Origin of the sequence: Mesorhizobium sp. M0208, from assembly GCF_040322015.1 — a bacterium.
Classification (GTDB): domain Bacteria; phylum Pseudomonadota; class Alphaproteobacteria; order Rhizobiales; family Rhizobiaceae; genus Mesorhizobium.
The window spans coordinates 149,521-173,441 of the sequence record NZ_JAMYSP010000010.1 but is presented as its reverse complement, the minus strand read 5'-3'; the positions used below and the strand labels follow the sequence as shown (position 1 = coordinate 173,441).

Here is a 23,921-nt window from a genome sequence, read left to right as displayed (position 1 = left end):
CTGTTTCATCGCGCTCGTGTCCTCGAATGGCATCCCGAACCCCCCAGCGCAAAGCGCGCCAAACTGTTCGCGATGTCCTCGCACACCTGTTCGCGATGTCCCCGGTCCAAACACCCTCTTGAGGGGGAGATGTCCGGCAGGACAGAGGGGGGCGAACCGCGATGACGCATAATCCAGTACCCGCCAACAATCGCCGCAATGCGCGCAGGATGCGCAAGGTGATGACCGATGCCGAACTGAAGCTCTGGAACGAGATCAGGGCGCACAGGCTGATGGGACTGGGGTTTCGGCGCCAGATGCCTATCGCCGGCTATATCGTCGACTTTGCATGCCCGGATAAAAAGCTGATCGTCGAGCTCGACGGTTCCCAGCACGCTGAGGCCGAAGCGTCGGAATTAGACGCTGCAAGAACCGCAAAACTCGGGGCGCTGGGCTGGACCAGCCTTCGCTTCTGGAATGATGACGTTGTCCGCGATATCAACAATGTCTGCCAGCATATCGTGATTGTGGCTGGTCTGGCTGGCGCACCGTGAGTCTCGCCCAAGCGATGGGCTGACGGCAAGGCCGGCGCTCCACGGCGCCCCCTCTGCCCTGCCGGGCATCTCCCCCTCTTGGGGGGAGATTGGCAGCTTGAGAGGCGGCGCCAAGAGCAGCAGGCAAAAACTCAATCCGGCCCGAAGCCCGGCGATGTCGGGCTGCCGTCGTCGAGCTTTGACAGCCATTCGACCAAGGTCGGCCGATAACGCGTCAGGCCCTTGTAATTGGCGAGTTCGTCGGGCAGGTCGCGGATGACGCGGTGCAGGCGGCGTGCCCATTTCGGCTGCGTCACCAGCTCGTCCATCTTGATGAGGTAACAGCGGATCGGGAAGACGATCGCATTCGAGCGCGGCAGCCGCCAGAAACTCTGCAGTTCGACGCGCAGATGCACTTTTTCGCCAACGTTTTCCGGCGTCACCGTGGCGCGGTCCGGACCCCATTTGTGGTAATTTTCCGGGCTGGTGTCGAGGCGCGGATTGATGGTCATCGTCCAGTTCAGCCGGCGCGCCGGCTTACCCTGCTGGATGTTGGTGAGGAATTTCAGCGCCCGGACGAAGATCCCCTTCTCGTGCGCCAGCGGCACCGGCGCGTGCCATTCGAAGAAGTTCATGCCGATGTCGAAATCGAGCGACCAGTCGGCCTGGGTGGTGACCATGCCGGCATCCATCCACAGATTGCCGTCGCGCTGGTCGAGAATGCAGAAATCGCCCTGGCTCTGGCGGGTGATATATTCCATCGGCCCATAGGGCAGCGTCGAGACGTCGCCGAACGTGAAGCTGTCGTCGATGCCGAGCGGCCGGTTGATCCAGCGCCAGCGATCGCCGTCGCGGATCAGCGTGAAATGCTCGGGATAGCCCAGCGCCTGCTGCTCCATCAGGAGTTCGAGCAGATCCCAGCCGGCCAGCGTCATGTGCGGCAGCGACTGGCAGCGCAGCGGATCCTCGGCCAGCACCAAAGCGCGGTCCTGCATCTCGGCGACATAGTGCTCGTCGACGTCGATCAAATTCTCCAGCACGCTGCCCCTCGGCCCGACGACATGCGGCTCGATGTTGACCGCATACATGTAGCTGTCTTCATGGAACGGGAACGGGAACCGCCTGATGTGCTCGGGGCTGTTCCTGAAGGTGAAGTCGTCGCGGAACGTTTCCTTGCGAAAGGTGATGCCCAAGCTCGCCTCCTATCTTTCCAGCACCAGCGACCTGCCCTCGAAGCGCGACACGCAAGGCATGATCTTGCAGCCCGACCGGTGGTCTTCCTCGCTCAGCCAGTGATCGTTGTGGATGAATTTGCCGTCATGCGAAATCACGTTGGTCTCGCATTGGCCGCAGACGCCGCCGCGGCATAGATAGGGCGGATCGACGCCGGCCGCCTCGATCGCCTCGAGCAGGCTCTGCTGCTCGTCGACGCGGATCGTCTTGCCGCTGAGCGCCAGCGTCACGTCGAACGGCGCGCCGGGCTGGGGTGCAGCGAAATGCTCGAAATGCACGGTCTCTGGCGGCCAGCCGAGGGCAGCGGCGCGTTCGCGCACCCAGCCGATCATGCCGGACGGCCCGCAGACATAGAGATGGGTGCCGAGCGGCTGCGACGACAACAGCCGGTCGAGATCGACGCGCTCGTCGCGGTCGTCGTGATAGAGCCTGACCCGGCGGTCGTAGCGCTCTCTCAGCAGGTCGGCATAGGTGCCGAGCGAGGCGGTGCGGCAGGTGTAATGCAATTCGAAATTGCCGCCTTGCGCCGCCAGCTGCGCGGTCTGCGCCATAAACGGGGTGATGCCGATGCCACCGGCCAGCATCAGATGCTTCCTGGCCCGAAGATCGAGCGAGAACAGATTGACGGGGTAGCTGACCACCATCTCCCTGCCCGGCCTGACCTGCCTGTGCATGAACAGCGAGCCGCCGCGGCCGGCGTCGTCGCGGCGCACCGAGATGGTGTATTCGCGGGTGTCGAGCGGCGAGCCCATCAGCGAATAGGGATTGAGCCTGGTGCGTTCGCCATCGCGCATCTCGACGACGACATGGGCGCCGCCGGAAAAGGTCGGCAAAAGCTGGCCGTCGCGCCTGCGGAAATGAAAGCGCGTCACCAACTCGTTGATCGGGACGACATCGCTGACGACGACATCGAGTCTGGTGGTGCCGGTGCTCGAAAGACCTCCTCGATCGGAGGAATTTCGCTGCGGTCCTCGGCGTTGATGCAGACGCCCTGGAAGGCGGCGAGGCGCCGCGAATAGTGGTCGCGCACCAGAAGCAGCAGGCCGCAATGCGAACAGGTTGCCGGCTGCGTCGTGACGTTCTCGGTGATGCCCTTGCAATGGACGCACTGCATGCGGCGCGCCAGCGAGCCGCGATGCTCGGTCTGGATCGAGGTGTGGTCGATGCCGGCTTCGAGCGCCGCCTGCATGGCCTGGCCGATCAGCCCTTCGGTGCCGGCAAGGTAGAGCCTGAGGCCCATATGGGCGTTGGCCAGCGTCTGCTTCAGCCGCGGCAGGGCACTGGCGAAGGAATGGCCGAGGTAGAGCTGCGCCGGCTTCAGTGCTTCGAGCGCCTCGGCATATTTACCGTCGCGGCCGGGAATGAAGATGATGTGGGCGCCGCCGAAGAAATCCGCCGGTGCCTTGGCGGCCAGATCGGCAATCGCCAGCGCTCCCTCTGCGTCCGCTACGAAAAGATGGTGCTTGCCGGGCTGCGGAGACAGGATCCCATAGACCGGGCGGCTGATGATGCTTTTCGCTGCCATACCCGCAGTATGCCTCAGCCTTTCGCCGTGCGCTTGGTCTTCTTCGGATCGTCGAACGGAAGCGGCTCGGCGGTTGCGCTGATGGCGCCGCTCTTGTTGCGGATCTCGAGCCTGGTGCCCTGGACCGCGCAGTCGACGTCGAGCCGGGCGATGCCCATCGATTTCCTGGCCAGCGGCGAATACATGGCGCAGGTCACCACGCCGACCTTCTTGCCGTCGCGATAGACCGGTGCGCCCTCGTCGGCCGGCTCCCTGCCTTCGAGCAGCACGCCGAATATCTTGAAGCGCTCCTTGCCCTTCAGGCGGTAGTGCTCCTCGGCACCGCGAAAGCCCGTCTTGCCGGGGCTGACGGTGAAGTCGAGACCAAGCTCCCACAGCGTGTCGCCGGGCCCCTCATTCTCGAACGGATATTTCTGCGAATTATCGTAGGGGTAAAACAACAGGTAGCTCTCGACGCGCAGCATGTCGAGCGTGGTGAAGCGGCACGGGATGATGCCGGCGCTCTTGCCCTCATCGAGAATCCTGTCCCAGATCGTGCCGGCGTCCTGGCCACGGCAGAAGATCTCGTAGCCGCGCTCGCCGGTGTAGCCGGTGCGCGAGATCATCACCGGAAAGCCGAACAACTGCGTCTGCACGTGGTGGAAATAGTTGAGGTCGCGAATGCCGGGCACATGCTTTGCCAGATAATCCACGGCTAGCGGCCCCTGCAGCGAAAGGTCGTGCAGATTGTCGTCGAAGCGCAGCGACACGTCGCGACCGACGGAAGCGCGCTGCAGCTCTTCATGGCCGGTGCCCGAGCCATGCACGACCATCCAGGAATTCGGGCCGGTGCGGTAGAGGATGCAGTCGTCGGTGAACTTGCCGGCCTCGTTGAGCATGCAGGCATAGGCCGACTTGCCGGGATAGATCTTTTCGACGTCGCGCGTCGTCGCCAGGTCGATCAGGTGAGAGGCGTGCGGCCCGGTGATGTGGATCTTCTTCAAGCCGGACACGTCCATCAGGCCGGCCTTGGTGCGGATGGCGATATACTCTTCGTCGGCGTCCTTGTCGTAGGTCCAGGCGGTGCCCATGCCGCTCCAGTCCTCGAGCTTCGAGCCGAGCGCGCGATGGCGGTCCGCAAGCGCCGAAAATCTCCAGGATGCCGTCATCCGCTTGTCCTCCGTTTCGAAAAACGTTTGCTTTCCCCTGCTCCTGCACAGCGGCGGGAGCGTTGCCCGAATATTGATCGCAAACGCCGGGAGCCTGCAATACCCGCAAGCAAATAATTTCATTGTCAGGCAAAATTCGGCGGATCAAACAAACGGTTAACGTTGCGTAAAATCGTCTTGACAATTGCGGAATTCGGCTTGAATTTATGAAAAAAATTTCACTCTCTTGAAAGAGAGCGATGGAGGGGAACCGATGTCCGACATGCAGCAGCGCATTGAAGCCCTGTACCGTTCCGACCTTCGTGGATCGGTGCTCCTGATCGTCTGCCTATGGGCGACGATCCTTTTCGTCCTGTTCATGACATGGCCATACATCCCCGATGCCGGCATCAAGCTCGTCGTCGCGGTCGCCGCGGCCGCCGTGCTGATCTTCAACACGGCCGCCATCCTGGCGATGGTCAATCACTACAAGGAAGACAAGGACTTCATCTACGGCCTCGACATCAAGAATGCCGACGCCTACCGCAACCGCAAGTCCTGAGGGGGAGACGCATGGCCCGCTATACACCGCCCGAACAGAGCAAGGCCGGACAGGTTTTCGATATCGCCGTCGTCGTGGTCGCGATTTTCGTCGCGCTGTGGCTGCCGCTGAAACTAGGCCTGGCAGGGGCGGCAAAATCCATCGACGCGCTCGACGCCAAGACGTGGGAAGCGCTCGGCCAGAACCCGACCATGGCCTCGATCTGGGAAAAGCTCGGCTACACGCCGGAAACCGCGCACGACATCATCCAGAACCGGTTCCACTACATCATCGACTGGCCGACGCTGATCATCATGGCCGCGGTGCTGATTGGCTATTTCATCTTTCTGTTCCGCGCATCTGACCGCGAATACCGCGACGTCATCGACGAAAAGTTCGGCGACAAATAGATAGGAAGCATCGTCATGTGGGTGGCACTCTCTTACGCATGCTGGGGCATCTCGATCGTGCTCGCGCTGTGGATGCTCTACGACTGGTTCAAGATCGACACGACCTATTCCGAAGAGATGCTGACCTCGTCCAGGGAAGGCGAGCTTGAAGCCGTGTCCGAAAAACACCGGATCTGAGTGGGGGATTGAACGATGACGATCACGGCTGAACCAGCGGTGCAAGTGCAAGGCGACAGGGTCTCACTGCTCAGGGTGCTCGGCCCCGCTCATGTCTGGGCGCTCGGTGTCGGCATCGTTCTGGTCGGCGAATTCACCGGCTGGAATTTCGCGGCGGACAAGGGCGGCGCGCTGGCGGCGCTGATCGTCTGCTGGATCGTCGGACTGCTCTACACCTCGGTCGCGATGATCGATTCCGAAGTCACCTCGACGGTTGCCGCCGCCGGCGGCCAATATGCCCAGGCCAAGCACATTGTCGGGCCGCTGATGGCCTTCAACGTCGCGCTTTTCCTGGTCTTTGCCTATACCATGCTCGAAGTGTCGGACGCGATCCTGCTTGGCGACACCATTGTCGCCAAGGCCGGCGTCGAGGGCCTCAACCACAATTCCTTCATCGCCGCGACCATCGTCGTGCTGGCATGGCTGAACTATCGCGGCGTGCTGATGACGCTCAACGTAAACTTCGTCATCACCGCCATCGCCTATGTCTCGATCGTCATCCTGTTCTTCTCGGTCAGCCCGTGGACCCAAGGCGCCGTGCTCAAGCTGAACGAGTTGGTCACCCCCGGCAACGCCCTGCCCTATGGCTGGATCGGCGTCATCGCCGCCTTCCAGTTCGGCATCTGGTACTATCTCGGCATCGAAGGCACCACGCAGGCCGCCGAGGAAGTTCGCTCGCCGGCGCGCTCGCTGCCTTACGGCACGATGGCCGGCATGATCACGCTTCTGATCGCGGCCGCGATGACCTGGTATGTCTGCGCCTCGCTGATGCCCTGGGAATATCTCGGCATCACCTATTATCCGCTGTGGGACGCAGGCAAACTGACCGGCAGTGCGCTGCTCGAGAACCTGTTGTTCATCGCGACGCTGCTTGCTGCACTTGCTTCCGCCAATGGCTGCATCAACGACGCCGCGCGCGCCTGGTTCTCGCTCGGCCGCGACCGCTATCTGCCGACCTGGTTCTCGGCGGTGCATCCGAAATACCGCACGCCCTATCGCTCGATCCTGTTCCTGCTGCCGATCGCGCTCGCCTTTGCCTTCATCGCCGACCTCAACCAGGCGATCACCTTCTCGATCCTGTCGGGCGTGCTGCAATACACCTTCATGAGCATCAACATCATCATGTTCAGGAAGAAGTGGCCGCTCGGCTCGATCCGCCGCGGCTACACCCATCCCTTCCATCCGCTGCCGGCGATCGTCTTGTTCTGCCTTTGCGTGGTCACCTTCTTTGCGATCTTCCTCGGCTTCGGCTCGCAGCTGATCGCCATGGTCGCCTTCTACTTCCTGATCTCGCTGTGGTTCCACTTCTACCGCTACAAATTCGTACGCCGTGGTGCCCAGTTCACCATGCCGTGGCCGAAGCCGCAGGGGTACTGACGGCGCGCCGGTCTGGGCGGGCATTTGCGTGACGAGGTGCGCTAGGTGATCTCAGCATTGCTCGCCGGGGCGGTTGCCCTGGCTCTCGTCCTCCACATAGCCTGGCTTGCGCGCGCCAGCCGCGCCAAGGCTTCGACTGCGCTTGCCGCCGACGAAGCGGGGCTTCGCGATATCATCCCCGACGTGGCAAACATCTCGGACGGCGCCGCCGGAGTCGTCACCTTCGCCGGCTCGTGGAACGGCCGGCGGGTGCAGGTGCGGACCATCGTCGACACGCTGGCGATAAGGAAGCTGCCGGCGCGCTGGCTGAGCGTTTCGATCACCGAAAAGGTCGCGGTACCAGGCACTTTCGACATGATGATGCGGCCGGGATCGCCGACGACGTTTTCCAATTTCGATCATCTCGTCCAGACACTGCCGAAGGCCGCCGGATTTCCAGCCGAGGCGGTGCTGCGGAGCGACCGCAAGGGCGTGCGCTTCCCCGAAGCCGTCATCGCCGACCACCTCGATATCTTTGCCGAGGAGCGCGCCAAGGAACTGCTGATCACACCAAACGGCGTGCGCATCGTCTGGCTGCTGGCCGAGGCCGAGCGGGCGCGCTACGGCGTATTCCGGCAAGCCGAATTCGGCACGGTCAGGCTCGATCCGGGGCTGATCGAGAGGCTGCTGTCGTCGGCTTCGGCGCTGCGCGATGCCATCAATCAAAGCGAACGGCAGGCGGCATGACCAGCCAGATCACCACCTCCCCCGCACCACCGAGCCCCTATCTGGTTCTGGGCGCTGCGATCGTTTTGCCGGCGAGCGGGCATGTCGTGCTCGGCGTGCCGGTGCGCGGCCTGCAATTCCTGTTCTTCATGGTGGTCCTGGCCTGGGTCACCGCCAAGATCGCGCCGCCCGATGCCAGCTTCATCGGCCGCCATGCCGGCGGCGTCCTGATCTATGCCCTGTCGATCCTGGATGCCTACAAGATCGCCCGCATCCGCTATGCCAAATGGGTTCACAATGGCGGCCAGCGCAGCGATAGTGCGGCCGACGGCGCCTCAACCGATATATAACGACAGGAAAATTTTTTTCATGCCAATTGAATTCCCGGGACTCATTCGATACATCTCGGAGGAACAAACTCGCGGAGCCTGACATGTGCGGAATCGTCGGACTGTTTTTGAAGGACAAGTCGCTCGAGCCCCAGCTTGGCGCGATGCTGTCGGAGATGCTGATCTCGCTCAGCGATCGCGGTCCCGACAGCGCCGGCATCGCCATCTATGGCGCGCCCTCCAGTGAAGCCAAGATCACCATCCAGTCGGCCAAGCCGGAGCGCGATTTCGGCGGCCTCGACGCCGAACTCGCCAAGGCAATCGGCGCGCCGGTGAGCATTGCTGCGAAGTCGACGCATGCCGTGGTCCGGACGATGCCTGCCAAGATCGACGAAGCGCGCGAGGCGATCCAGACGCTGCGCCCCGACATCCGCATCATGGGCGCCGGCGACGTCGTCGAGATCTACAAGGAAGTCGGCTTGCCGGAAGCAGTCGTCGGCCGTTTCGGCGTCCGCGAGATGACCGGCACGCACGGCATCGGCCATACCCGCATGGCGACCGAATCGGCGGTGACGACGATGGGCGCGCATCCGTTCTCGACCGGCGCCGACCAGTGCCTGGTGCATAATGGCTCGCTGTCCAACCACAACAATGTCCGCCGCGAACTGATCCGTGAAGGCATGACGTTCGAGACCGAGAACGACACCGAGGTCGCTGCCGCCTATCTCTCCTCGCAGATGGCGCATGGCAAGAACCTCGGCGAGGCGCTGGAAGGCACGCTGAGCGATCTCGACGGCTTTTTCACCTTCGTCGTCGGCACCAAGAACGGCTTCGGCGTGGTGCGCGATCCGATCGCCTGCAAGCCCGCCGTAATGGCCGAAACCGACCAGTATGTCGCCTTCGGCTCGGAATATCGTGCGCTCACCAAACTGCCCGGCATAGACAATGCGAAGGTCTGGGAACCCGAGCCCGCAACCGTCTATTTCTGGGAGCATTGAACCAATGCCGGCAATTAACCTCTCCAAGGCGGCTCGCGAGCCGGGCCATGCATCACGGGTCTTCGATCTGGCCGAAATGTCGCTGCGCGAGCTCAACCAGGCGCTGCACGATCTGGCGCCCGGTTCGAACGAGACCGCCTGGGAGGTGCTCCACCCGCGAGGCAGCCATTCGGTCGCCGTCGGCGTCGACCAGCCGGTCGCCATCGATGTGCGCGGCAGCGTCGGCTATTATTGCGGCGGCATGAACGACGGCGGCACCATCACCGTGCATGGCTCGGCCGGGCCCGGCGTCGGCGAGAACATGATGTCCGGCCAGATCGTAGTCAAAGGCGATGCCAGCCAGTATGCCGGCGCCACCGGCCGGGGCGGGTTGCTCGTCATCGAAGGCAACGCGTCGTCGCGCTGCGGCATCTCGATGAAAGGCATCGACATCGTCGTCCATGGTAATATCGGCCACATGTCGGCCTTCATGGCGCAGTCCGGCAACCTCGTGGTGCTGGGCGACGCCGGCGATGCGCTCGGCGATTCCATCTACGAGGCGCGGCTTTTCGTGCGCGGCAAGGTCGAAAGCCTCGGCGCCGACTGCATCGCCAAGGAGATGCGGCCCGAGCATCTCGAATTGCTGCAAGGCTTGCTCGACCGCGCCGGTGTGACCGGCGTCAAGGCGGCGGAGTTCAAGCGTTATGGCTCGGCTCGTACCCTCTACAATTTCAATATCGACAACGCCGATGCGTATTGAGGCTCAATGACCTATCGCAACCCGCCGACGACGCCGCGCAAATCCGCGACCTTCGACGACTACACGCTTTCCGAGATCCGCCGCGCCGCGGCGACCGGCATCTATGACATCCGCGGCGCCGGCGCTAAGCGCAAGCTGCCGCATTTCGACGACCTTCTGTTCCTCGGTGCCTCGATCTCGCGCTACCCGCTCGAAGGCTATCGCGAGCGCTGCGACACCAGCGTCGTGCTCGGCTCGCGCTATGCGAAAAAACCGATCGAACTGAAAATCCCGATCACTATTGCCGGCATGAGCTTCGGCTCGCTGTCCGGCCCGGCGAAGGAAGCGCTTGGCCGCGGCGCGACGCTGTCCGGCACCTCGACGACGACCGGCGACGGCGGCATGACCGAGGAAGAGCGCGGCCATTCGAAGACGCTGGTCTACCAGTATCTGCCGTCACGCTACGGCATGAACCCGCGCGACCTGCGCCGCGCCGACGCGATCGAAGTGGTCGTCGGCCAGGGCGCCAAGCCAGGCGGCGGCGGCATGCTGCTCGGCCAGAAGATCTCCGACCGCGTCGCCGAAATGCGCACGCTGCCGAAAGGCATCGACCAGCGCTCGGCCTCGCGCCACCCCGACTGGACCGGGCCGGACGACCTCGAGATCAAGATCCTCGAACTGCGCGAGATCACCGACTGGGAAAAGCCGATCTACGTCAAGGTCGGCGGCGCGCGGCCCTATTACGACACCGCGCTTGCGGTGAAATCGGGCGCCGATGTCGTCGTCGTCGACGGCATGCAGGGCGGCACTGCGGCGACCCAGGAAGTGTTCATTGAAAATGTCGGCCAGCCTACGCTTGCCTGCATCAGGCCGGCCGTGCAGGCGCTGCAGGATCTCGGCATGCACCGCAAGGTGCAGCTGATCGTCTCCGGCGGTATCCGCAACGGCGCCGACGTCGCCAAGGCGCTGGCGCTCGGCGTCGATGCGGTGTCGATCGGCACGGCAGCGCTTGTCGCGCTCGGCGACAACGACCCGCGCTGGGAGGCGGAATACAACGAGCTCGGCACCACCGCCGGCGCCTATGACGACTGGCATGAGGGTCGCGACCCGGCCGGCATCACCACGCAGGATCCCGAGCTAATGAAACGGGTCGATCCGATTGCGGCCGGCCGACGGCTGGCGAATTATCTTAAGGTGATGACACTTGAGGCTCAGACAATCGCCCGCGCCTGCGGCAAGAACAGCCTGCACAATCTCGAGCCCGAGGATCTTGTGGCCTTGACGATCGAAGCCGCCGCCATGGCCGGCGTGCCGCTGGCCGGCACCAACTGGATACCGGGCAAGAACGGCTTCTAAGACAAACCAAATGCCAGTAAGCGAGGAACTATAATGGGGAACGATCTCGCCGCCTTCGCCAAGGAAAAGGGCGTCAAATATTTCATGATATCCTACACCGACCTGTTCGGTGGACAACGCGCCAAGCTGGTGCCGGCGCAGGCGATCGCCGACATGCAGCGGGACGGTGCCGGCTTTGCCGGCTTTGCCACCTGGCTCGATCTGACGCCGGCGCATCCCGACATGCTGGCGGTGCCGGATCCGGCCTCGGTGATCCAGTTGCCTTGGAAGCCGGAGGTCGCCTGGGTCGCCGCCAACTGCATCATGGACGACAAATCGGTCGAGCAGGCGCCGCGCAACACGCTGAAGCGACTGATCGCGGAGGCTGCTGGCGACGGCATGCACATCAAGACCGGCGTCGAGGCCGAATTCTTCCTGATCTCGCCGGATGGCAAGACGATTTCCGACGAATACGACACGGCGTCGAAGCCCTGCTACGACCAGCAGGCGGTGATGCGCCGCTACGACGTGATCGCCGAGATCTGCGACCACATGCTGGCGCTCGGCTGGGGCGCCTACCAGAACGACCACGAGGACGCCAACGGCCAGTTCGAGATGAACTGGGCCTTCGACGATGCGCTGGCGACCGCCGACAAGCATTCCTTCTTCAAATTCATGGTGAAATCGGTCGCCGAAAAGCACGGCCTGCGCGCAACCTTCATGCCTAAACCCTTCCAGGGCCTGACCGGCAATGGCTGCCATGCGCATATCTCGGTGTGGGACAAAGACGGCAAGACCAATGTCTTTGCCGACAATGCGATGGAGCTCGGCCTGTCGGCAAGGGGCCGGAATTTCCTCGGCGGCATCATGAAACATGCTTCCGCCCTTGCCGCGATCACCAACCCGACGGTCAATTCCTACAAGCGCATCAACGCACCGCGCACCATCTCCGGCGCTACCTGGGCGCCGAACACGGTGACCTGGACCGGCAACAACCGCACCCACATGGTGCGCGTGCCTGGTCCCGGCCGGTTCGAGCTGCGCCTGCCCGACGGCGCGGCAAACCCCTATCTGCTGCAGGCCGTCATCATCGCCGCCGGCCTTGACGGTGTCCGCTCGAAGGCCGATCCCGGCCGGCGCTACGACATCGACATGTACCAGTTCGGCCATACGGTGGAGGGCGCGCCGAAGCTGCCGCTCAACCTGCTCGACGCGTTGCGCGAGTTCGACAACGACAAATCGCTCAAGGCGGCGCTGGGTGAGGAATTCTCGTCGGCCTATCTAAAGCTCAAGCAGCAGGAATGGAATTCCTATGCTTCCCACTTCACCCAGTGGGAGCGCGACCACACGCTCGACATCTGATCCGGAATTGTTGCACGCCCGGCGCGAAACAGGTTCATGAAATACTCGATCTTCTCCCTCGCCCGGGCGGCATTTTCCGGCCATAAGAACTGGCAGCGCACCTGGCGCGACGCCACCCCGAAGAGCCACTACGACGTGGTGATCATCGGCGGCGGCGGCCATGGCCTGGCGACGGCATGGTTCCTCGCCAGCGAATACGGCATCAGAAATGTCGCCGTGCTGGAAAAAGGCTGGATCGGCTCCGGCAATGCCGGCCGCAACACCACCATCATCCGTTCCAATTACGGGCTGCCCGGCAATACAGGGTTCTACGAGCTTTCGATGAAGCTTTGGGAGCGCATGGAGCAGGACCTCAACTACAACACCATGGTCAGCCAGCGCGGCGTCATCAACCTCTACCATTCCGACGCGCAGCGCGACGCCTATGCGCGGCGCGGCAACACAATGCGCATCAACGGCATCGATGCCGAACTGCTCGACCTCGCCGCAGTCAGGAAGATGATGCCGTTCCTGAACTTCGACAACGCACGTTTCCCGGTGCAGGGCGGCCTCTTGCAGCGACGCGGCGGCACGGCAAGGCACGACGCCGTGGTCTGGGGCTATGCGCATGCGGCGAGCGCGCTCGGCGTCGACATCATCCAGAATTGCGAGGTGACCGGCTTTGTTCGCGACGGCAGCGGCAAGGTGACCGGCGTCGAGACATCGCGCGGCAGGATCGGTGCCGCCAAGGTCGGCATGGCGGTCGCCGGCTCCTCGTCGCGCGTCGCGGCGATGGCCGGCATGCGGCTGCCGATCGAAAGTCATGTGCTGCAGGCCTTCGTCTCCGAGGCGATCAAGCCGCTGATCCCCAATGTCATGACCTTCGGCGCCGGCCATTTCTACGTCAGCCAGTCCGACAAGGGCGGGCTGGTCTTCGGCGGCGATATAGACGGCTACAATTCCTACGCCCAGCGCGGAAATCTGCCTGTCATGGAAGACGTCTGCGAAGGCGGCATGGCGCTGATGCCGATGATCGGCCGGATACGGCTTCTGCGTCAGTGGGGCGGCATCATGGACATGTCGATGGACGGCTCGCCGATCATCGACAAGACACCGGTCGACGGGCTCTATCTCAACGCCGGCTGGTGCTATGGCGGCTTCAAGGCGACGCCCGGCTCCGGCCTGGTCTTTGCCCATCTGCTGGCGCGCGACGAGCCGCACAAGGAGGCTACCCGCTTCCGCCTCGACCGCTTCCGGCGAGGTGCCATGATCGACGAAAAGGGCCAGGGCGCCCAACCGAACCTGCATTGAAGGCTGGCTGAAGAAGCATGCGCATTGTCTGTCCCTTCTGCGGCGAACGCGAACTCGGCGAGTTCACCTATCTGGGCGACGCCAAGCCGGCGCGTCCGGCGGCCGGCGCCACCGAAGACGAGGTCTTCGACTATGTCTACCTGCGTGACAACATCGCCGGGCCGATGAGCGAATACTGGTACCATGGCGGCGGCTGCCGGGCCTGGCTGAAGGTCGCCCGCAATACGCTTACGCATGAGATTTCCTCCGTCGAGCCGGCGGCCGGCGTTGGTGCGAAGCAGGCTGCAAGATGAATTCTGTCCAGGTCAGCGCTCATCAGGCCACAGCGACGGAAGGCGGGCGATCGTGACCTCCAGCCAGCCCTATCGTCTCGTATCAGGCGGTCTCATCGATCGCGCCGCGCCACTGGGCTTCCGCTTCGACGGCAAGAGCTTTGCCGGCTTCCAAGGCGACACGCTGGCCTCGGCGCTGATCGCCAATGGCGTCAAGCTGGTCGGCCGCTCGTTCAAATACCATCGCCCACGCGGCATCCTGACCGCTGGTTCGGAGGAGCCCAACGCGCTGGTCGAACTGCGCAGCGGAGCGCGACGCGAGCCCAACACCAAGGCGACCACGGCCGAGCTTTATGACGGTCTGGAAGCGGCCAGCCAGAACCGCTGGCCGTCGCTGCGCCATGATCTGATGGCGGTCAACCAGCTGTTTGCGCCGATCTTCGTCGCCGGCTTTTACTACAAGACCTTCATGTGGCCGGCGAAATTCTGGGAAGCGGTCTACGAGCCGGCGATCCGCCGCGCCGCCGGCCTCGGTCGCGCTGCAGGCGTCGCCGATCCCGACCATTACGACAAGGCGTGGGCGCATTGCGACGTGCTGATTGCCGGGTCCGGCCCGGCCGGGCTGGCTGCGGCACTGGCGGCCGGGCGCGGCGGCGCCCGCGTCATCCTGTGCGAGGAAGATTTCGCGCTTGGCGGCCGCCTGCTCGCCGACGGCGGCATGGTCGACGGCGAGCCGGCAGCCGAATGGATTTCACGCACGCTGGCCGAACTCGCCGCACTGCCCGATGTCCGCATCATGAACCGCACGACGCTGTTCGGCGTCTATGATGGCGGCACCTATGTCGCGATCGAGCGGGTCAACGACCACCTGCCCTCGCCGCCCGAGCACCAGGTGCGCCAGCGGCTGTGGCGGATCGTAGCCAAGCGCTGCGTCGTTGCCGCCGGCGCCATCGAGCGGCCGATCGTCTTTGCCGGCAACGACACGCCCGGCGTGATGATGGCTTCGGCAATGCGGACCTATGTCGCGCGCTACGCAGTTACCCCTGCAAAGAGGATCGCGCTGTTCACCAATAATGAGGATGGCTGGCGCACGGTCGAGACCGCGCTTGCCGCCGGGTTGCAGGTCGCGGCGGTCATCGATGCGCGCCCGGATGTCTCCGCCGCGCATCGCGCGCTTGCCGCAAAGACCGGCTTTGCCGTGCTCAACGGCTCGGTCAGCGGGGTCGAAGGCGGCAAGGACGGTGTCCGGACGATCGCGGTATCGCTCACCGGCGGCGCGCGCGCCGAGGTCGAGGCCGATGGGCTTGCCGTGTCCGGCGGCTGGAATCCGGCGGTCGGGCTGACTTCCTATCATCGCGGCCGGCCGAAATGGCAGGACGATATCGCAGCCTTCGTGCCGGATGGTGCGCCGCCCGGCATGGTGGCCGCCGGCGCCGCCAACGGCGCCTTCGGCCTAGGCGACTGCCTGCGCCAGGGCTTTGCCGCCGGATCCGCAGCAGCACAAAGCGCCGGCCGCGGCGGCAATGCCGGCACGCCGCCGGTCGGCGACGAAGAAGCCTTTTCACTGACCCCGCTCTGGCACGTCGCCGGCAAGGGCAAGGCCTTTGTCGACTACCAGCACGATGTCACCGCGTCCGACATCGAACTGGCGCAGCGCGAAGGTTTTGAATCGGTCGAGCATCTCAAGCGCTACACGACGCTCGGCATGGCCACCGACCAGGGCAAGACCTCGAATGTCGCCGGCCTCGCCATCATGGCTGCGTTGTCAGGCAAGTCCATTCCCGAAACCGGCACGACGATCTACCGCCCGCCCTATGTGCCGGTCGCCATCGGCGCCTTCGCCGGCCATCATCGCGACGAAAACTTCCACGCGACACGACTGACGCCGTCGCATCACTGGGCAGCCGAACAGGGCGCGGTGTTCGTCGACACCGGCCTGTGGAAGCGGGCGCAATGGTATCCGCGCGCCGGCGAAAAGGACTGGCTGGAATCGGTGACGCGCGAGGTCAAGGCGGTGCGCTCAGGCGTCGGCTTCTGCGACGTCTCGACGCTCGGCAAGATCGACGTGCACGGCCCGGATGCCGGCGCTTTCCTCGACCGCGTCTACATCAACACTTTCTCCAATCTTGCCGTCGGAAAAGCCCGCTACGGGCTGATGCTGCGCGAGGACGGCATCGTCTATGACGACGGCACGATGTCGCGGCTCGCCGAGGACCATTATTTCCTGACCACCACCACCGCCAAGGCCGGGCTGGTGATGCAGCATCTCGAATTCTGCCGGCAGGTGCTGTTCCCGGAATTCGACGTGCAGTTGACCTCGGTTTCCGACCAGTGGGCGCAATTCTCGATCGCCGGGCCGAGCGCGCGGGAGTTGCTGAAACAGGTCCTTGATGAATCCGAGGATTTGTCGAACGAAGGTTTCCCGTTCATGGGGGCGCGGGAAGTTGCGTTGCACGGTGGCATCAGAGCGCGGCTGTTCCGCATCTCCTTCTCCGGCGAAATGGCGTTCGAGATTTCGGTTCCCGCGCGCTATGGCGACGCGCTGGTGCGCAATTTGATGCTGGCCGGCAAGCCATTCGGGGTTACGCCCTACGGCACCGAGGCGCTCGGCGTCATGCGCATCGAAAAGGGCCATGTCGCCGGACCGGAGTTGAACGGCACGACGACCGCCGCCGACCTCGGCCTCGGCAAGATGATGTCGACCAAGAAAGACTTCATCGGCCGCGTCATGGCCGGGCGCGAGGCGCTGGTCGCGCCGAACCGCCAGGTCGTCGTCGGCATAAAGCCGGTCGACAAGACGCGCCGCCTGCGTTCCGGCGCGCATATTATCCCGAAGGGCGAGACGCCCGGTCCCGACAATGACCAGGGCTATGTCACCTCGGTCTGCTTTTCGCCGATGCTCGACCAGTGGATCGGGCTTGGGCTGGTCGAGCGCGGCCGCGAGCGCATCGGCGAGATCGTCCATGCGCACGATCCGCTGCGCGGCAAAGATTACGATGTCGAGCTCTGCAGTCCTGTCTTCTACGATCCGGATGGAGGGCGCCAGCGTGGCTGAGTTTTCCTGGATTGCCCGCAGTCCGCTGGAGAAAGCGCTTGTTGTCGGCGGCTACGGCGCGCGCGGCACGGCGGCCGGCGTATCGCTCACGGAGATCCGCAATTTCGACCTGATCCAGGTGATGGCGCGGCGCGGCAAAGCGGCAGAACTGGCGAAGGCTGCCGAAACCCGCTTCGGCGTTGCCGCTCCGAATGCGCCCAAAGCGGTCCGAGTTCCCGACGCCACGCTGATCTGGTCGGGACCGGATCAGTTCCTCGTCTTGTCGAAGGGCGGCATTCACGCGATGGAGAAGCTGAGCCAGGCGTTCTCGCAGTCCGCCTCGCTTTCCGATCAGTCGCATGCGCGCGCCTTGATCAGCGTCTCGGGAGCCAAGGCGCGCTCGATGTTGGCGAAATTGTTGTCGCTAGACCTGCACCCGGCGGCGTTCCCGGCCGGCACCGCGGCGGCGACCGCGGTCGATCACACCAGCATCAATCTCTGGCGTGGCAATGACCGGCCGGATGGGCAGGCGGTGTTCAATCTTCTGGTATTTGCGACGTTTGCCGAAAGCCTGTGGCATACGATGCTCGATGCGGCCGCGGAGTATGGCGTCGATATCGGGCATTCCGAGGAATTGGCATAGCCTTGGCGCGTCTTCCCTTCTCCCCTTGTTGTGGGAGAAGGTGGATCGGCGCGCAGCGCCGAGACGGATGAGGGGTGTTCCAGCGGAGTGAGAGGCTGGCGTTCCCTGGAACACCCCTCATCCGTCGCCTTCGGCGACGCCTTCTCTTCCACAAGGGGAGAAGGGGAGCTTGTGCCACCTCCACCTTGCCAAACCCGATCCCCCTGCTATTCTTCCCGCTAAAATAATTTCACGCACAGGCAAACTTGTTTCTCGAAACTAGGGTTGAGATGAGCCAGTCGCCCTACCCCGCCGTCGTCGCCGGACCGCCGCGGCCGAGCCTGATCCTGCGGCCAGGCCAGATCGCGCTGCCGGCCGGGATGGAGCGCTACACCGTCCACGGCAACGGCGCGGTGCTGATCGAGGTCGAGGCCGGCGATACGATCAGCGTGCGCAATGTCGAGGGCGGGCAGGCTTGCGAGCTGCTGGCATGGGACAGCAGCGGCGCGACCGATCCCGGCATTCTCGGAGAGCAATCGAACAGCAATGCCGCCGGCATCAAGGCGATGCTGGCCGAGGGCGACGATAGCCTCGCTTCCTTCCGCCGAGGCCTCGAGCGCCGCGAGGTGCAGCTCGATCAGGCAAAGGCGGTTCGCGTTTTCGGCGGCGCCACCCCTGCCGGTACCGAACAGGCTTTTGCCGTCGCCCGCGACGGTTCAATGCTGATTGCCGCGCCCGGCGGGCCGATGCTGGTCGACGGCCACGATACCGCGACGCCGCTTAGCATCGTCGTCCGGCGCGCCACCATCCGCCCGGCGGCGAAATCCAGGCTCGCCGACCCGCTGGCCGATCCCGTGCTCGATCTGCGCGTCCATTCGGCGACGGCGGAGGCCTACTTCGTCAAGGCGGGCGACTATCTGCAGATCATTGATGTCGACGGGCGCCAATGCACGGATTTCCAGTGCTTTTCGGCGCGCAAGCTGGACAAGGGCCGGGATCATCCGCTCGACGTGACGACGACGCGCACGCTGATGGGCTCGAGCTATCCGATGCCCGGCCTGCATTCGAAATACTACGACCAGGACATGGAGCCGCTGGTCGAGGTGGTGCAGGACACTTGCGGCCGGCACGACGCGTTCGCGCTCGCCTGCGCTGCCAAATATTACGACGACATCGGCTATCCCGGCCATCCCAACTGCTCGGAGAATTTCAACCGCGCGCTGGCCGACAAGGGCGTCACGCCCCGCGCCGGCTGGATGGCGATCAACTTCTTCTTCAACACGGCGATCGACGCGCATGGCGTCGTGGTTTCGGACGAGCCGTGGTCGCGGCCGGGCGACTATGTGCTGCTGCGCGCCTTGACCGACATCGTCTGCGTCTCGTCCGCCTGCCCCGACGACACCACGCCGGCCAATGGCTGGGACCTGACCGACATCCATGTGCGAACCTATTCCGGCCAGCACAAATTCTCGCGAGCGATCGCCAGACGCATGACGCCCGATTCGGAACCGAAAATGACCCGCGAGACCGCCTTTCATTCGAGCTTTGCCAAGCACACCCGCAACTTCGTCGAGTACAAGGGTTATTGGCTGGCCAATTCCTTTGCCAGGCAAGGCCCGATCGACGAATACTGGGCCTGCCGGCAGGACGCCGTGATCATGGACCTGTCGCCGCTGCGCAAGTTCGAGGTCACCGGCCCGGATTCGGAAGCGCTGCTGCAATACACGCTGACCCGCGACATCAAGAAGCTCGGCGTCGGTCAGGTGGTCTACTCCGCCATGTGCTACGAGCACGGCGGCATGATCGACGACGGCACGCTGCTTCGGCTCGGCAAGGATAATTTCCGCTGGGTTGGCGGCGACGATCTATCCGGCGAATGGCTGCGGGAAACGGCGCAAAAACTCGGCCTCAGCGTGCTGGTGCGCTCGTCGACCGACCAGATGCACAATGTCGCCGTGCAGGGACCGAAAAGCCGCGACATCCTGCGGCAGATCGTCTGGACCTCGCCGCTGCAGCCGTCGATCGACGAGCTTGAATGGTTCCGTTTCGCGGTCGCCCGCATCGGCGGCGGCAATGGCATTCCCGTCATTGTCTCGCGCACCGGCTACACCGGCGAGCTCGGCTACGAGATCTGGTGCCACCCGCGCGACGCCGACAAGGTCTTCGACGCGATCTGGCAGGCCGGCCAGCCGCACGGCCTGAAGCCGATGGGGCTGCAGGCGCTCGATATGGTGCGCATCGAGGCCGGGCTGATCTTTGCCGGTTACGAATTTTCCGACCAAACAGATCCGTTCGAGGCCGGCATCGGCTTCACCGTACCGCTGAAGACCAAGAGCGACGATTTCATCGGCCGCGAGGCGCTGATCCGGCGCAAGGAAAATCCGCAGAGGAAGCTGGTCGGCCTCGACATCGACGCCAATGTCGCCGTCGGCCACGGCGATTGCGTACATGTCGGCCGCGCCCAGATCGGCGTGGTCACCTCCGGCATGCGCTCGCCGCTGCTAAACAAGACCATCGCGCTGGCCAGGCTCGACGTCGCGCATTCGGCGGTCGGCACCGAGGTCGAGATCGGCAAGCTCGACGGCCACAGCAAGCGGCTGCCGGCGCGCGTTGTCGCCTTTGCCCATTACGACCCGCAAAAGACCAGGCCGCGCTCCTGATCGACGCTGCCCTGGTTCTTCCCTTCTCCGTTGCTGTCGTGGGAGAAGGGAGACCGCACCTGTTGGCAGCGCCAACGAAGCTCGACTGTTTCACAAACGCAATGTGCACAGCGTCACAAAGCGCTTGACGTGAAAGCGCGTTGGGTCAATCTTCACTGCTAAGAAAAAAATACTACTGAGCGGAAAACGCTTGGGGCCGTTCAACGTGAGCGTCGATGACGCCTCGCGAGATTGCGGCTGTTGCCGATGGGAACATCAAAAATGGGGAATCCACGTAAATGAGCACGATAGTCACCACCTTGGTGCCGCCTGCCGAAGGGCAGCTGCACCGGAACATCGATTGGCGCGGCGCCTTCTGGGTCGCAAGCGGCGTTCCGGCCCTTGTCCTGTTTTCGATCGGCGGCATCGCCGGCACTACCGGAACGCTGGCCTTCCTGATCTGGACCGTATCCATGGTCATGGGCTTCCTGCAGTCCTTCACCTATGCGGAAATCGCCGGGCTGTTCCCGAATAAATCCGGCGGCGCCTCGATCTATGGCGCCACCGCATGGCTGCGCTATTCGAAATTCATCGCGCCGCTTTCGGTGTGGTGCAACTGGTTCGCCTGGTCGCCGGTGCTGTCGCTCGGCTGCTCGATCGCCGCCGCCTACATCCTCAACGCACTGGCGCCGGTGCCGCTGTTCACCGACACTTCGCCGGAAGTCGCCGCCTATATCGCGGCCCATGCCGGAACCAGCGCCGCCGACGCCATCACCGCGGTCACCGCGGCGGCGACGCCGGCGATCCGTAACTGGACGCTCTACGGTCACACGCTTGGCCCGGTTTCCTTTACCTTCAACGCCACCTTTTTCATCGGCGCGGTGCTGATGCTGATCATCTTCTCGATCCAGCACCGCGGCATCCTGGGCACGGCCAACGTGCAGAAATATATCGGCCTGCTGGTCATCATCCCGATGCTGATCGTCGGCGTGGTGCCAATCGTCACCGGCCAGATCGATTGGGCAAATTTCTCGCCGCTGGTGCCGCTCGCGGCAGCCTATGCGCCGGAGCCCGGCGCATGGAATATCGCCGGCTGGACGCTGGTGCTCGGCGGCATGTTCATCGCGGCATGGTCGACCTACGGTTTCGAGACCGCCGTCTGCTACACCTCCGAATTCAAGAACCCCGGCACCGATACCTTCAAGGCGATCTTCTACTCCGGCCTGTTGTGCATGCTGCTGTTCATCCTGGTGCCATTCACCTTTCAGGGCGTGCTCGGCTTGAACGGCATGCTGGCGACGCCGATCGTCGACGGCTCCGGCGTTGCCGATGCGCTGGCCGGCATGGTCGGCGGCGGACAGCTGATCCACAGCCTGCTGGTCATGCTGATGATCCTGGCGCTGGTGCTCTGCATCATGACGGCGATGGCCGGCTCTTCGCGCACGCTCTACCAAGGTTCGGTCGACGGCTGGCTGCCGCGCTACCTCAGCCATGTCAACGAGCATGGCGCACCGACGCGGGCGATGTGGACCGACCTGGTCTTCAACCTGATCGTGCTGGCCATCGCCTCGGCCGACGCGACAAGCTTCTTCTTCATCCTCGCGGTGTCGAATTGCGGCTATATCATCTTCAACTTCCTCAATCTCAATGCCGGCTGGATCCACCGCATCGACAATTGCCACATCGCGCGGCCCTGGAAGGCCCCGAGCTGGCTGCTCGGCCTCGGCGCGATCTTTGCCTACGTCAACGCTGTCTTCATGGGCGCCGGAGCCAAGGTCTGGAACCCGATGGCATTGTGGGCCGGGCTGATCACGGCAGCCTTGATCATCCCGGTGTTCTGTTTCCGGCATTACATCCAGGACAAGGGCAAATTCCCCGACCACATGCTGGCCGATCTCGGCATGAACTCGTCCGACCTTACAGTGCGAAAGGCCGGGATGCTGCCCTATCTGACGCTGGTCGCCGGCGTCGCGGTGATGCTGCTCGCCAACTGGCTGTTTGTCATCTGAACCCTGCCTTGAGGGATCGGGCGCGCGATGCGCCCGGTCCCTGCATTTTGTTCTTGCTTTGTGCCGGCAGCTATGCTATTAATTCCACTATGGTGCTGATTCGCCCCGAAACCCGCCGCTGAGGCGGGTTTTTCGTTTTAGGCCCGGCGCCAGGCTCAATCGATCTTGATGAACACGCCCTTGGTGTTGAGATATTCGTCGAGGTGTTCGGCGCCACCCTCGCGGCCGTAGCCGCTCATCTTGTAGCCGCCGAAGGGCACGGCCGGATCGATCGCGTGATAGGTGTTGACCCAGACCGAGCCGGCGCGGATCTTTCGCGACAGCCGATGGGCGGTGGCGAGATTTTGGGTGAAGACCCCTGCAGCCAGGCCATAAGGCGTGTTGTTGGCCCGCTCGACCGCCTCGTCCAACGTGTCGAACGGCAAGGCTGAAATCACCGGCCCGAAGATCTCCTCGCGGGCGATCTTCATGTCGTCCGAGACTCCGGCAAAGACGGTCGGCGCGACGAAATTGCCGGCGGCAAGCGCGCCTTCCACAAGCCGGGTGCCTCCGGTGACGAGTTTCGCCCCTTCCGCGGTGCCGGCCTCGAGGTAGCCGGTGACCCGTTGTAACTGCTTTTCGGAGACGAGCGGGCCGATTTCGGTCGCCGGGTCGATGCCGTCGCCGACCCTGAGACCCTTGGCATATGCCGCCAGCCGCTCGACGAACTCGTCATGGACGGCGCGTTCGACGAAAAGGCGCGAGCCGGCGATGCAGATCTGGCCGGAATTGGCGAACACCGACATCGCCGCCACCGGCACCGCTTTGTCGAGATCGGCATCGGCGCAGACGATGACCGGCGATTTGCCGCCGAGTTCCAGCGAGACGCGCTTGAGGTTGCCAGCCGAGGCGCGCACGATCGACTGGCCGGTTGCCGTCGAGCCGGTGAAGACGATCTTGTCGACGCCGGTGTGCTCGGCGAGTGCCGCGCCTGCCTCGGCGCCGGTGCCGGTGACGATGTTGACGACGCCTTCCGGGACGCCGGCTTCGTTCATGATGTCGGCGATCAAAAGCGGCGTCAGAGGCGCCTCTTCCGATGGTTTCAGCACGATGGTGCAGCCGGTCGCCAGCGCCGGGCCGATCTTCCAGATCGACGCCGCCGTTGGCGCGTTCCAGGGAATGATGGCGCCGACGACGCCGACCGGCTCCTTGCGGGTGAAAGAGACGATTTCGCCGGGCAGCGAGTTGTCGATGGTCTCGCCGTGCAGCGCCGTCGCCATGCCGGCATAGTAGCGCAGCATGCCGATGACGCGGTTGCGGTTGGCGCGGGTGCGTATGATCGGCATGCCCATGTCGGTGGTGTCGGAGCGGCTGATCTCTTCCCAGTGCTTTTCGAAGAGGTCGGCGATCCTTAGCAGCAGCACCTGCCGCTCATAAGGCTTGAACCGGCTCCATGGCCCCTCGAACGCCTTGCGGGCGGCAGTCACCGCGACGTCGATGTCCTGGCGGTCGGCGCGCGGCACTGTGGCGATGACCGCGCCGGTGGCGGGGTTGCGGCTCTCCATGGTCCGACCGGAGCGGGCATCAACCCACCCACCGCCGATGAACATCCGGCGATGGCGCCCGTCGATCGGCAGCCGCAGCGCCGCCGCTGTCTGAGGCATGGTCATAACGTCCTCCTCCGGCGC

At 63.9% G+C, this 23,921-nt stretch carries 21 protein-coding genes and 1 pseudogene; 17 read left to right on the top strand and 5 right to left on the bottom strand.

Annotated features, from left to right (window positions below; translation table 11 throughout):
- The first annotated feature begins 161 nt into the window (after positions 1–161).
- Entirely contained in the window at positions 162–533 is a 372-nt protein-coding gene (locus tag NKJ17_RS13345) for an endonuclease domain-containing protein (RefSeq protein WP_352688727.1), read from the top strand.
- Between the two features lie 131 nt (positions 534–664).
- Here the strand turns inward: NKJ17_RS13345 and NKJ17_RS13340 are convergent, their stop codons facing one another.
- From NKJ17_RS13340 to NKJ17_RS13325, 4 genes and pseudogenes are all read right to left on the bottom strand, one after another.
- Positions 665–1,705: a heme-dependent oxidative N-demethylase family protein gene (locus tag NKJ17_RS13340; RefSeq protein ID WP_352476579.1), complete on the bottom strand. Its 1,041-nt coding sequence runs from the start codon at positions 1,703–1,705 to the stop codon at positions 665–667.
- Positions 1,706–1,714: 9 nt separating this feature from the next.
- Complete coding sequence (locus tag NKJ17_RS13335) at positions 1,715–2,731, bottom strand: PDR/VanB family oxidoreductase (RefSeq protein WP_352688739.1); 1,017 nt, start codon at positions 2,729–2,731, stop codon at positions 1,715–1,717.
- Positions 2,677–3,270, bottom strand: a pseudogene (locus NKJ17_RS13330) (dimethylamine monooxygenase subunit DmmA family protein); the annotation flags it as partial. The gene NKJ17_RS13335 and the pseudogene NKJ17_RS13330, both read right to left, overlap by 55 nt.
- 14 nt (positions 3,271–3,284) lie before the next feature.
- A complete protein-coding gene (locus tag NKJ17_RS13325; RefSeq protein WP_352688724.1) occupies positions 3,285–4,418 on the bottom strand; it encodes an aminomethyl transferase family protein in 1,134 nt (377 codons plus the stop codon).
- A gap of 253 nt (positions 4,419–4,671) precedes the next feature.
- On the opposite strand from NKJ17_RS13325, the gene NKJ17_RS13320 reads away from it, so the two are divergent.
- From NKJ17_RS13320 to NKJ17_RS13245, 16 genes are all read left to right on the top strand, one after another.
- Positions 4,672–4,959, top strand: a complete 288-nt coding sequence (locus NKJ17_RS13320; protein WP_023716771.1) for a hypothetical protein — start codon at positions 4,672–4,674, stop codon at positions 4,957–4,959.
- 11 nt (positions 4,960–4,970) lie between these two features.
- The gene (locus NKJ17_RS13315; protein ID WP_023673992.1) at positions 4,971–5,348 is read left to right on the top strand and encodes a hypothetical protein; all 378 of its coding nucleotides are present in this window, start codon (positions 4,971–4,973) and stop codon (positions 5,346–5,348) included.
- A 15-nt stretch (positions 5,349–5,363) separates the two neighbouring features.
- Complete coding sequence (locus NKJ17_RS13310; protein ID WP_023673991.1) at positions 5,364–5,525, top strand: hypothetical protein; 162 nt, start codon at positions 5,364–5,366, stop codon at positions 5,523–5,525.
- 15 nt (positions 5,526–5,540) lie between these two features.
- Positions 5,541–6,941 carry an APC family permease gene (locus NKJ17_RS13305; RefSeq protein WP_292653875.1) on the top strand — a complete coding sequence of 467 codons (1,401 nt, stop codon included), beginning with the start codon at positions 5,541–5,543 and terminating at the stop codon, positions 6,939–6,941.
- A gap of 45 nt (positions 6,942–6,986) precedes the next feature.
- A complete protein-coding gene (locus NKJ17_RS13300) occupies positions 6,987–7,667 on the top strand; it encodes a hypothetical protein (protein WP_352688721.1) in 681 nt (226 codons plus the stop codon).
- The gene (locus NKJ17_RS13295; RefSeq protein WP_352688718.1) at positions 7,664–7,996 is read left to right on the top strand and encodes a hypothetical protein; all 333 of its coding nucleotides are present in this window, start codon (positions 7,664–7,666) and stop codon (positions 7,994–7,996) included. The genes NKJ17_RS13300 and NKJ17_RS13295 overlap by 4 nt, the downstream gene beginning before the upstream one ends.
- Before the next feature lie 83 nt (positions 7,997–8,079).
- Positions 8,080–8,973, top strand: coding sequence for a class II glutamine amidotransferase (locus tag NKJ17_RS13290; protein ID WP_352688715.1), 894 nt, complete (start codon positions 8,080–8,082; stop codon positions 8,971–8,973).
- A 4-nt stretch (positions 8,974–8,977) separates the two neighbouring features.
- Positions 8,978–9,712, top strand: a complete 735-nt coding sequence (locus tag NKJ17_RS13285; protein WP_352453795.1) for a GltB/FmdC/FwdC-like GXGXG domain-containing protein — start codon at positions 8,978–8,980, stop codon at positions 9,710–9,712.
- Positions 9,713–9,718: 6 nt separating this feature from the next.
- Positions 9,719–11,047 carry an FMN-binding glutamate synthase family protein gene (locus tag NKJ17_RS13280; protein WP_023673984.1) on the top strand — a complete coding sequence of 443 codons (1,329 nt, stop codon included), beginning with the start codon at positions 9,719–9,721 and terminating at the stop codon, positions 11,045–11,047.
- 33 nt (positions 11,048–11,080) lie between these two features.
- Complete coding sequence (glnT, locus tag NKJ17_RS13275) at positions 11,081–12,388, top strand: type III glutamate--ammonia ligase (protein WP_352688712.1); 1,308 nt, start codon at positions 11,081–11,083, stop codon at positions 12,386–12,388.
- 36 nt (positions 12,389–12,424) lie between these two features.
- Complete coding sequence (locus tag NKJ17_RS13270) at positions 12,425–13,678, top strand: sarcosine oxidase subunit beta family protein (RefSeq protein WP_352688709.1); 1,254 nt, start codon at positions 12,425–12,427, stop codon at positions 13,676–13,678.
- Between the two features lie 17 nt (positions 13,679–13,695).
- Positions 13,696–13,971 (top strand): sarcosine oxidase subunit delta, encoded by a 276-nt coding sequence (locus NKJ17_RS13265; protein ID WP_352688706.1) that lies wholly within the window; start codon positions 13,696–13,698, stop codon positions 13,969–13,971.
- Between the two features lie 52 nt (positions 13,972–14,023).
- Positions 14,024–17,005 (top strand): sarcosine oxidase subunit alpha, encoded by a 2,982-nt coding sequence (locus NKJ17_RS13260; protein WP_352688703.1) that lies wholly within the window; start codon positions 14,024–14,026, stop codon positions 17,003–17,005.
- Complete coding sequence (locus tag NKJ17_RS13255) at positions 16,998–17,627, top strand: sarcosine oxidase subunit gamma (RefSeq protein ID WP_352688700.1); 630 nt, start codon at positions 16,998–17,000, stop codon at positions 17,625–17,627. The genes NKJ17_RS13260 and NKJ17_RS13255 overlap by 8 nt, the downstream gene beginning before the upstream one ends.
- Before the next feature lie 269 nt (positions 17,628–17,896).
- The gene (locus tag NKJ17_RS13250; RefSeq protein WP_352688697.1) at positions 17,897–20,266 is read left to right on the top strand and encodes a trimethylamine N-oxide demethylase; all 2,370 of its coding nucleotides are present in this window, start codon (positions 17,897–17,899) and stop codon (positions 20,264–20,266) included.
- Positions 20,267–20,544: 278 nt separating this feature from the next.
- Positions 20,545–22,254, top strand: coding sequence for a trimethylamine N-oxide permease (locus NKJ17_RS13245; protein ID WP_352688694.1), 1,710 nt, complete (start codon positions 20,545–20,547; stop codon positions 22,252–22,254).
- A gap of 155 nt (positions 22,255–22,409) precedes the next feature.
- Here NKJ17_RS13245 and NKJ17_RS13240 read toward each other — a convergent pair whose 3' ends face one another.
- The gene (locus NKJ17_RS13240; protein ID WP_352688691.1) at positions 22,410–23,903 is read right to left on the bottom strand and encodes an aldehyde dehydrogenase family protein; all 1,494 of its coding nucleotides are present in this window, start codon (positions 23,901–23,903) and stop codon (positions 22,410–22,412) included.
- Positions 23,904–23,921: the final 18 nt, after the last annotated feature.

Excerpts from the sequence above, each read along its gene's own strand:
- NKJ17_RS13345 (WP_352688727.1), top strand. The coding sequence starts at position 162 with ATGACGCATAATCCAGTACCCGCCAACAATCGCCGCAATGCGCGCAGG.
- NKJ17_RS13325 (WP_352688724.1), bottom strand. The coding sequence starts at position 4,418 with ATGACGGCATCCTGGAGATTTTCGGCGCTTGCGGACCGCCATCGCGCG.
- NKJ17_RS13320 (WP_023716771.1), top strand. The coding sequence starts at position 4,672 with ATGTCCGACATGCAGCAGCGCATTGAAGCCCTGTACCGTTCCGACCTT.
- NKJ17_RS13315 (WP_023673992.1), top strand. The coding sequence starts at position 4,971 with ATGGCCCGCTATACACCGCCCGAACAGAGCAAGGCCGGACAGGTTTTC.
- NKJ17_RS13310 (WP_023673991.1), top strand. The coding sequence starts at position 5,364 with ATGTGGGTGGCACTCTCTTACGCATGCTGGGGCATCTCGATCGTGCTC.
- NKJ17_RS13305 (WP_292653875.1), top strand. The coding sequence starts at position 5,541 with ATGACGATCACGGCTGAACCAGCGGTGCAAGTGCAAGGCGACAGGGTC.
- NKJ17_RS13295 (WP_352688718.1), top strand. The coding sequence starts at position 7,664 with ATGACCAGCCAGATCACCACCTCCCCCGCACCACCGAGCCCCTATCTG.
- NKJ17_RS13290 (WP_352688715.1), top strand. The coding sequence starts at position 8,080 with ATGTGCGGAATCGTCGGACTGTTTTTGAAGGACAAGTCGCTCGAGCCC.
- NKJ17_RS13285 (WP_352453795.1), top strand. The coding sequence starts at position 8,978 with ATGCCGGCAATTAACCTCTCCAAGGCGGCTCGCGAGCCGGGCCATGCA.
- NKJ17_RS13280 (WP_023673984.1), top strand. The coding sequence starts at position 9,719 with ATGACCTATCGCAACCCGCCGACGACGCCGCGCAAATCCGCGACCTTC.
- glnT (WP_352688712.1), top strand. The coding sequence starts at position 11,081 with ATGGGGAACGATCTCGCCGCCTTCGCCAAGGAAAAGGGCGTCAAATAT.
- NKJ17_RS13270 (WP_352688709.1), top strand. The coding sequence starts at position 12,425 with ATGAAATACTCGATCTTCTCCCTCGCCCGGGCGGCATTTTCCGGCCAT.
- NKJ17_RS13265 (WP_352688706.1), top strand. The coding sequence starts at position 13,696 with ATGCGCATTGTCTGTCCCTTCTGCGGCGAACGCGAACTCGGCGAGTTC.
- NKJ17_RS13250 (WP_352688697.1), top strand. The coding sequence starts at position 17,897 with ATGAGCCAGTCGCCCTACCCCGCCGTCGTCGCCGGACCGCCGCGGCCG.
- NKJ17_RS13245 (WP_352688694.1), top strand. The coding sequence starts at position 20,545 with ATGAGCACGATAGTCACCACCTTGGTGCCGCCTGCCGAAGGGCAGCTG.
- NKJ17_RS13240 (WP_352688691.1), bottom strand. The coding sequence starts at position 23,903 with ATGACCATGCCTCAGACAGCGGCGGCGCTGCGGCTGCCGATCGACGGG.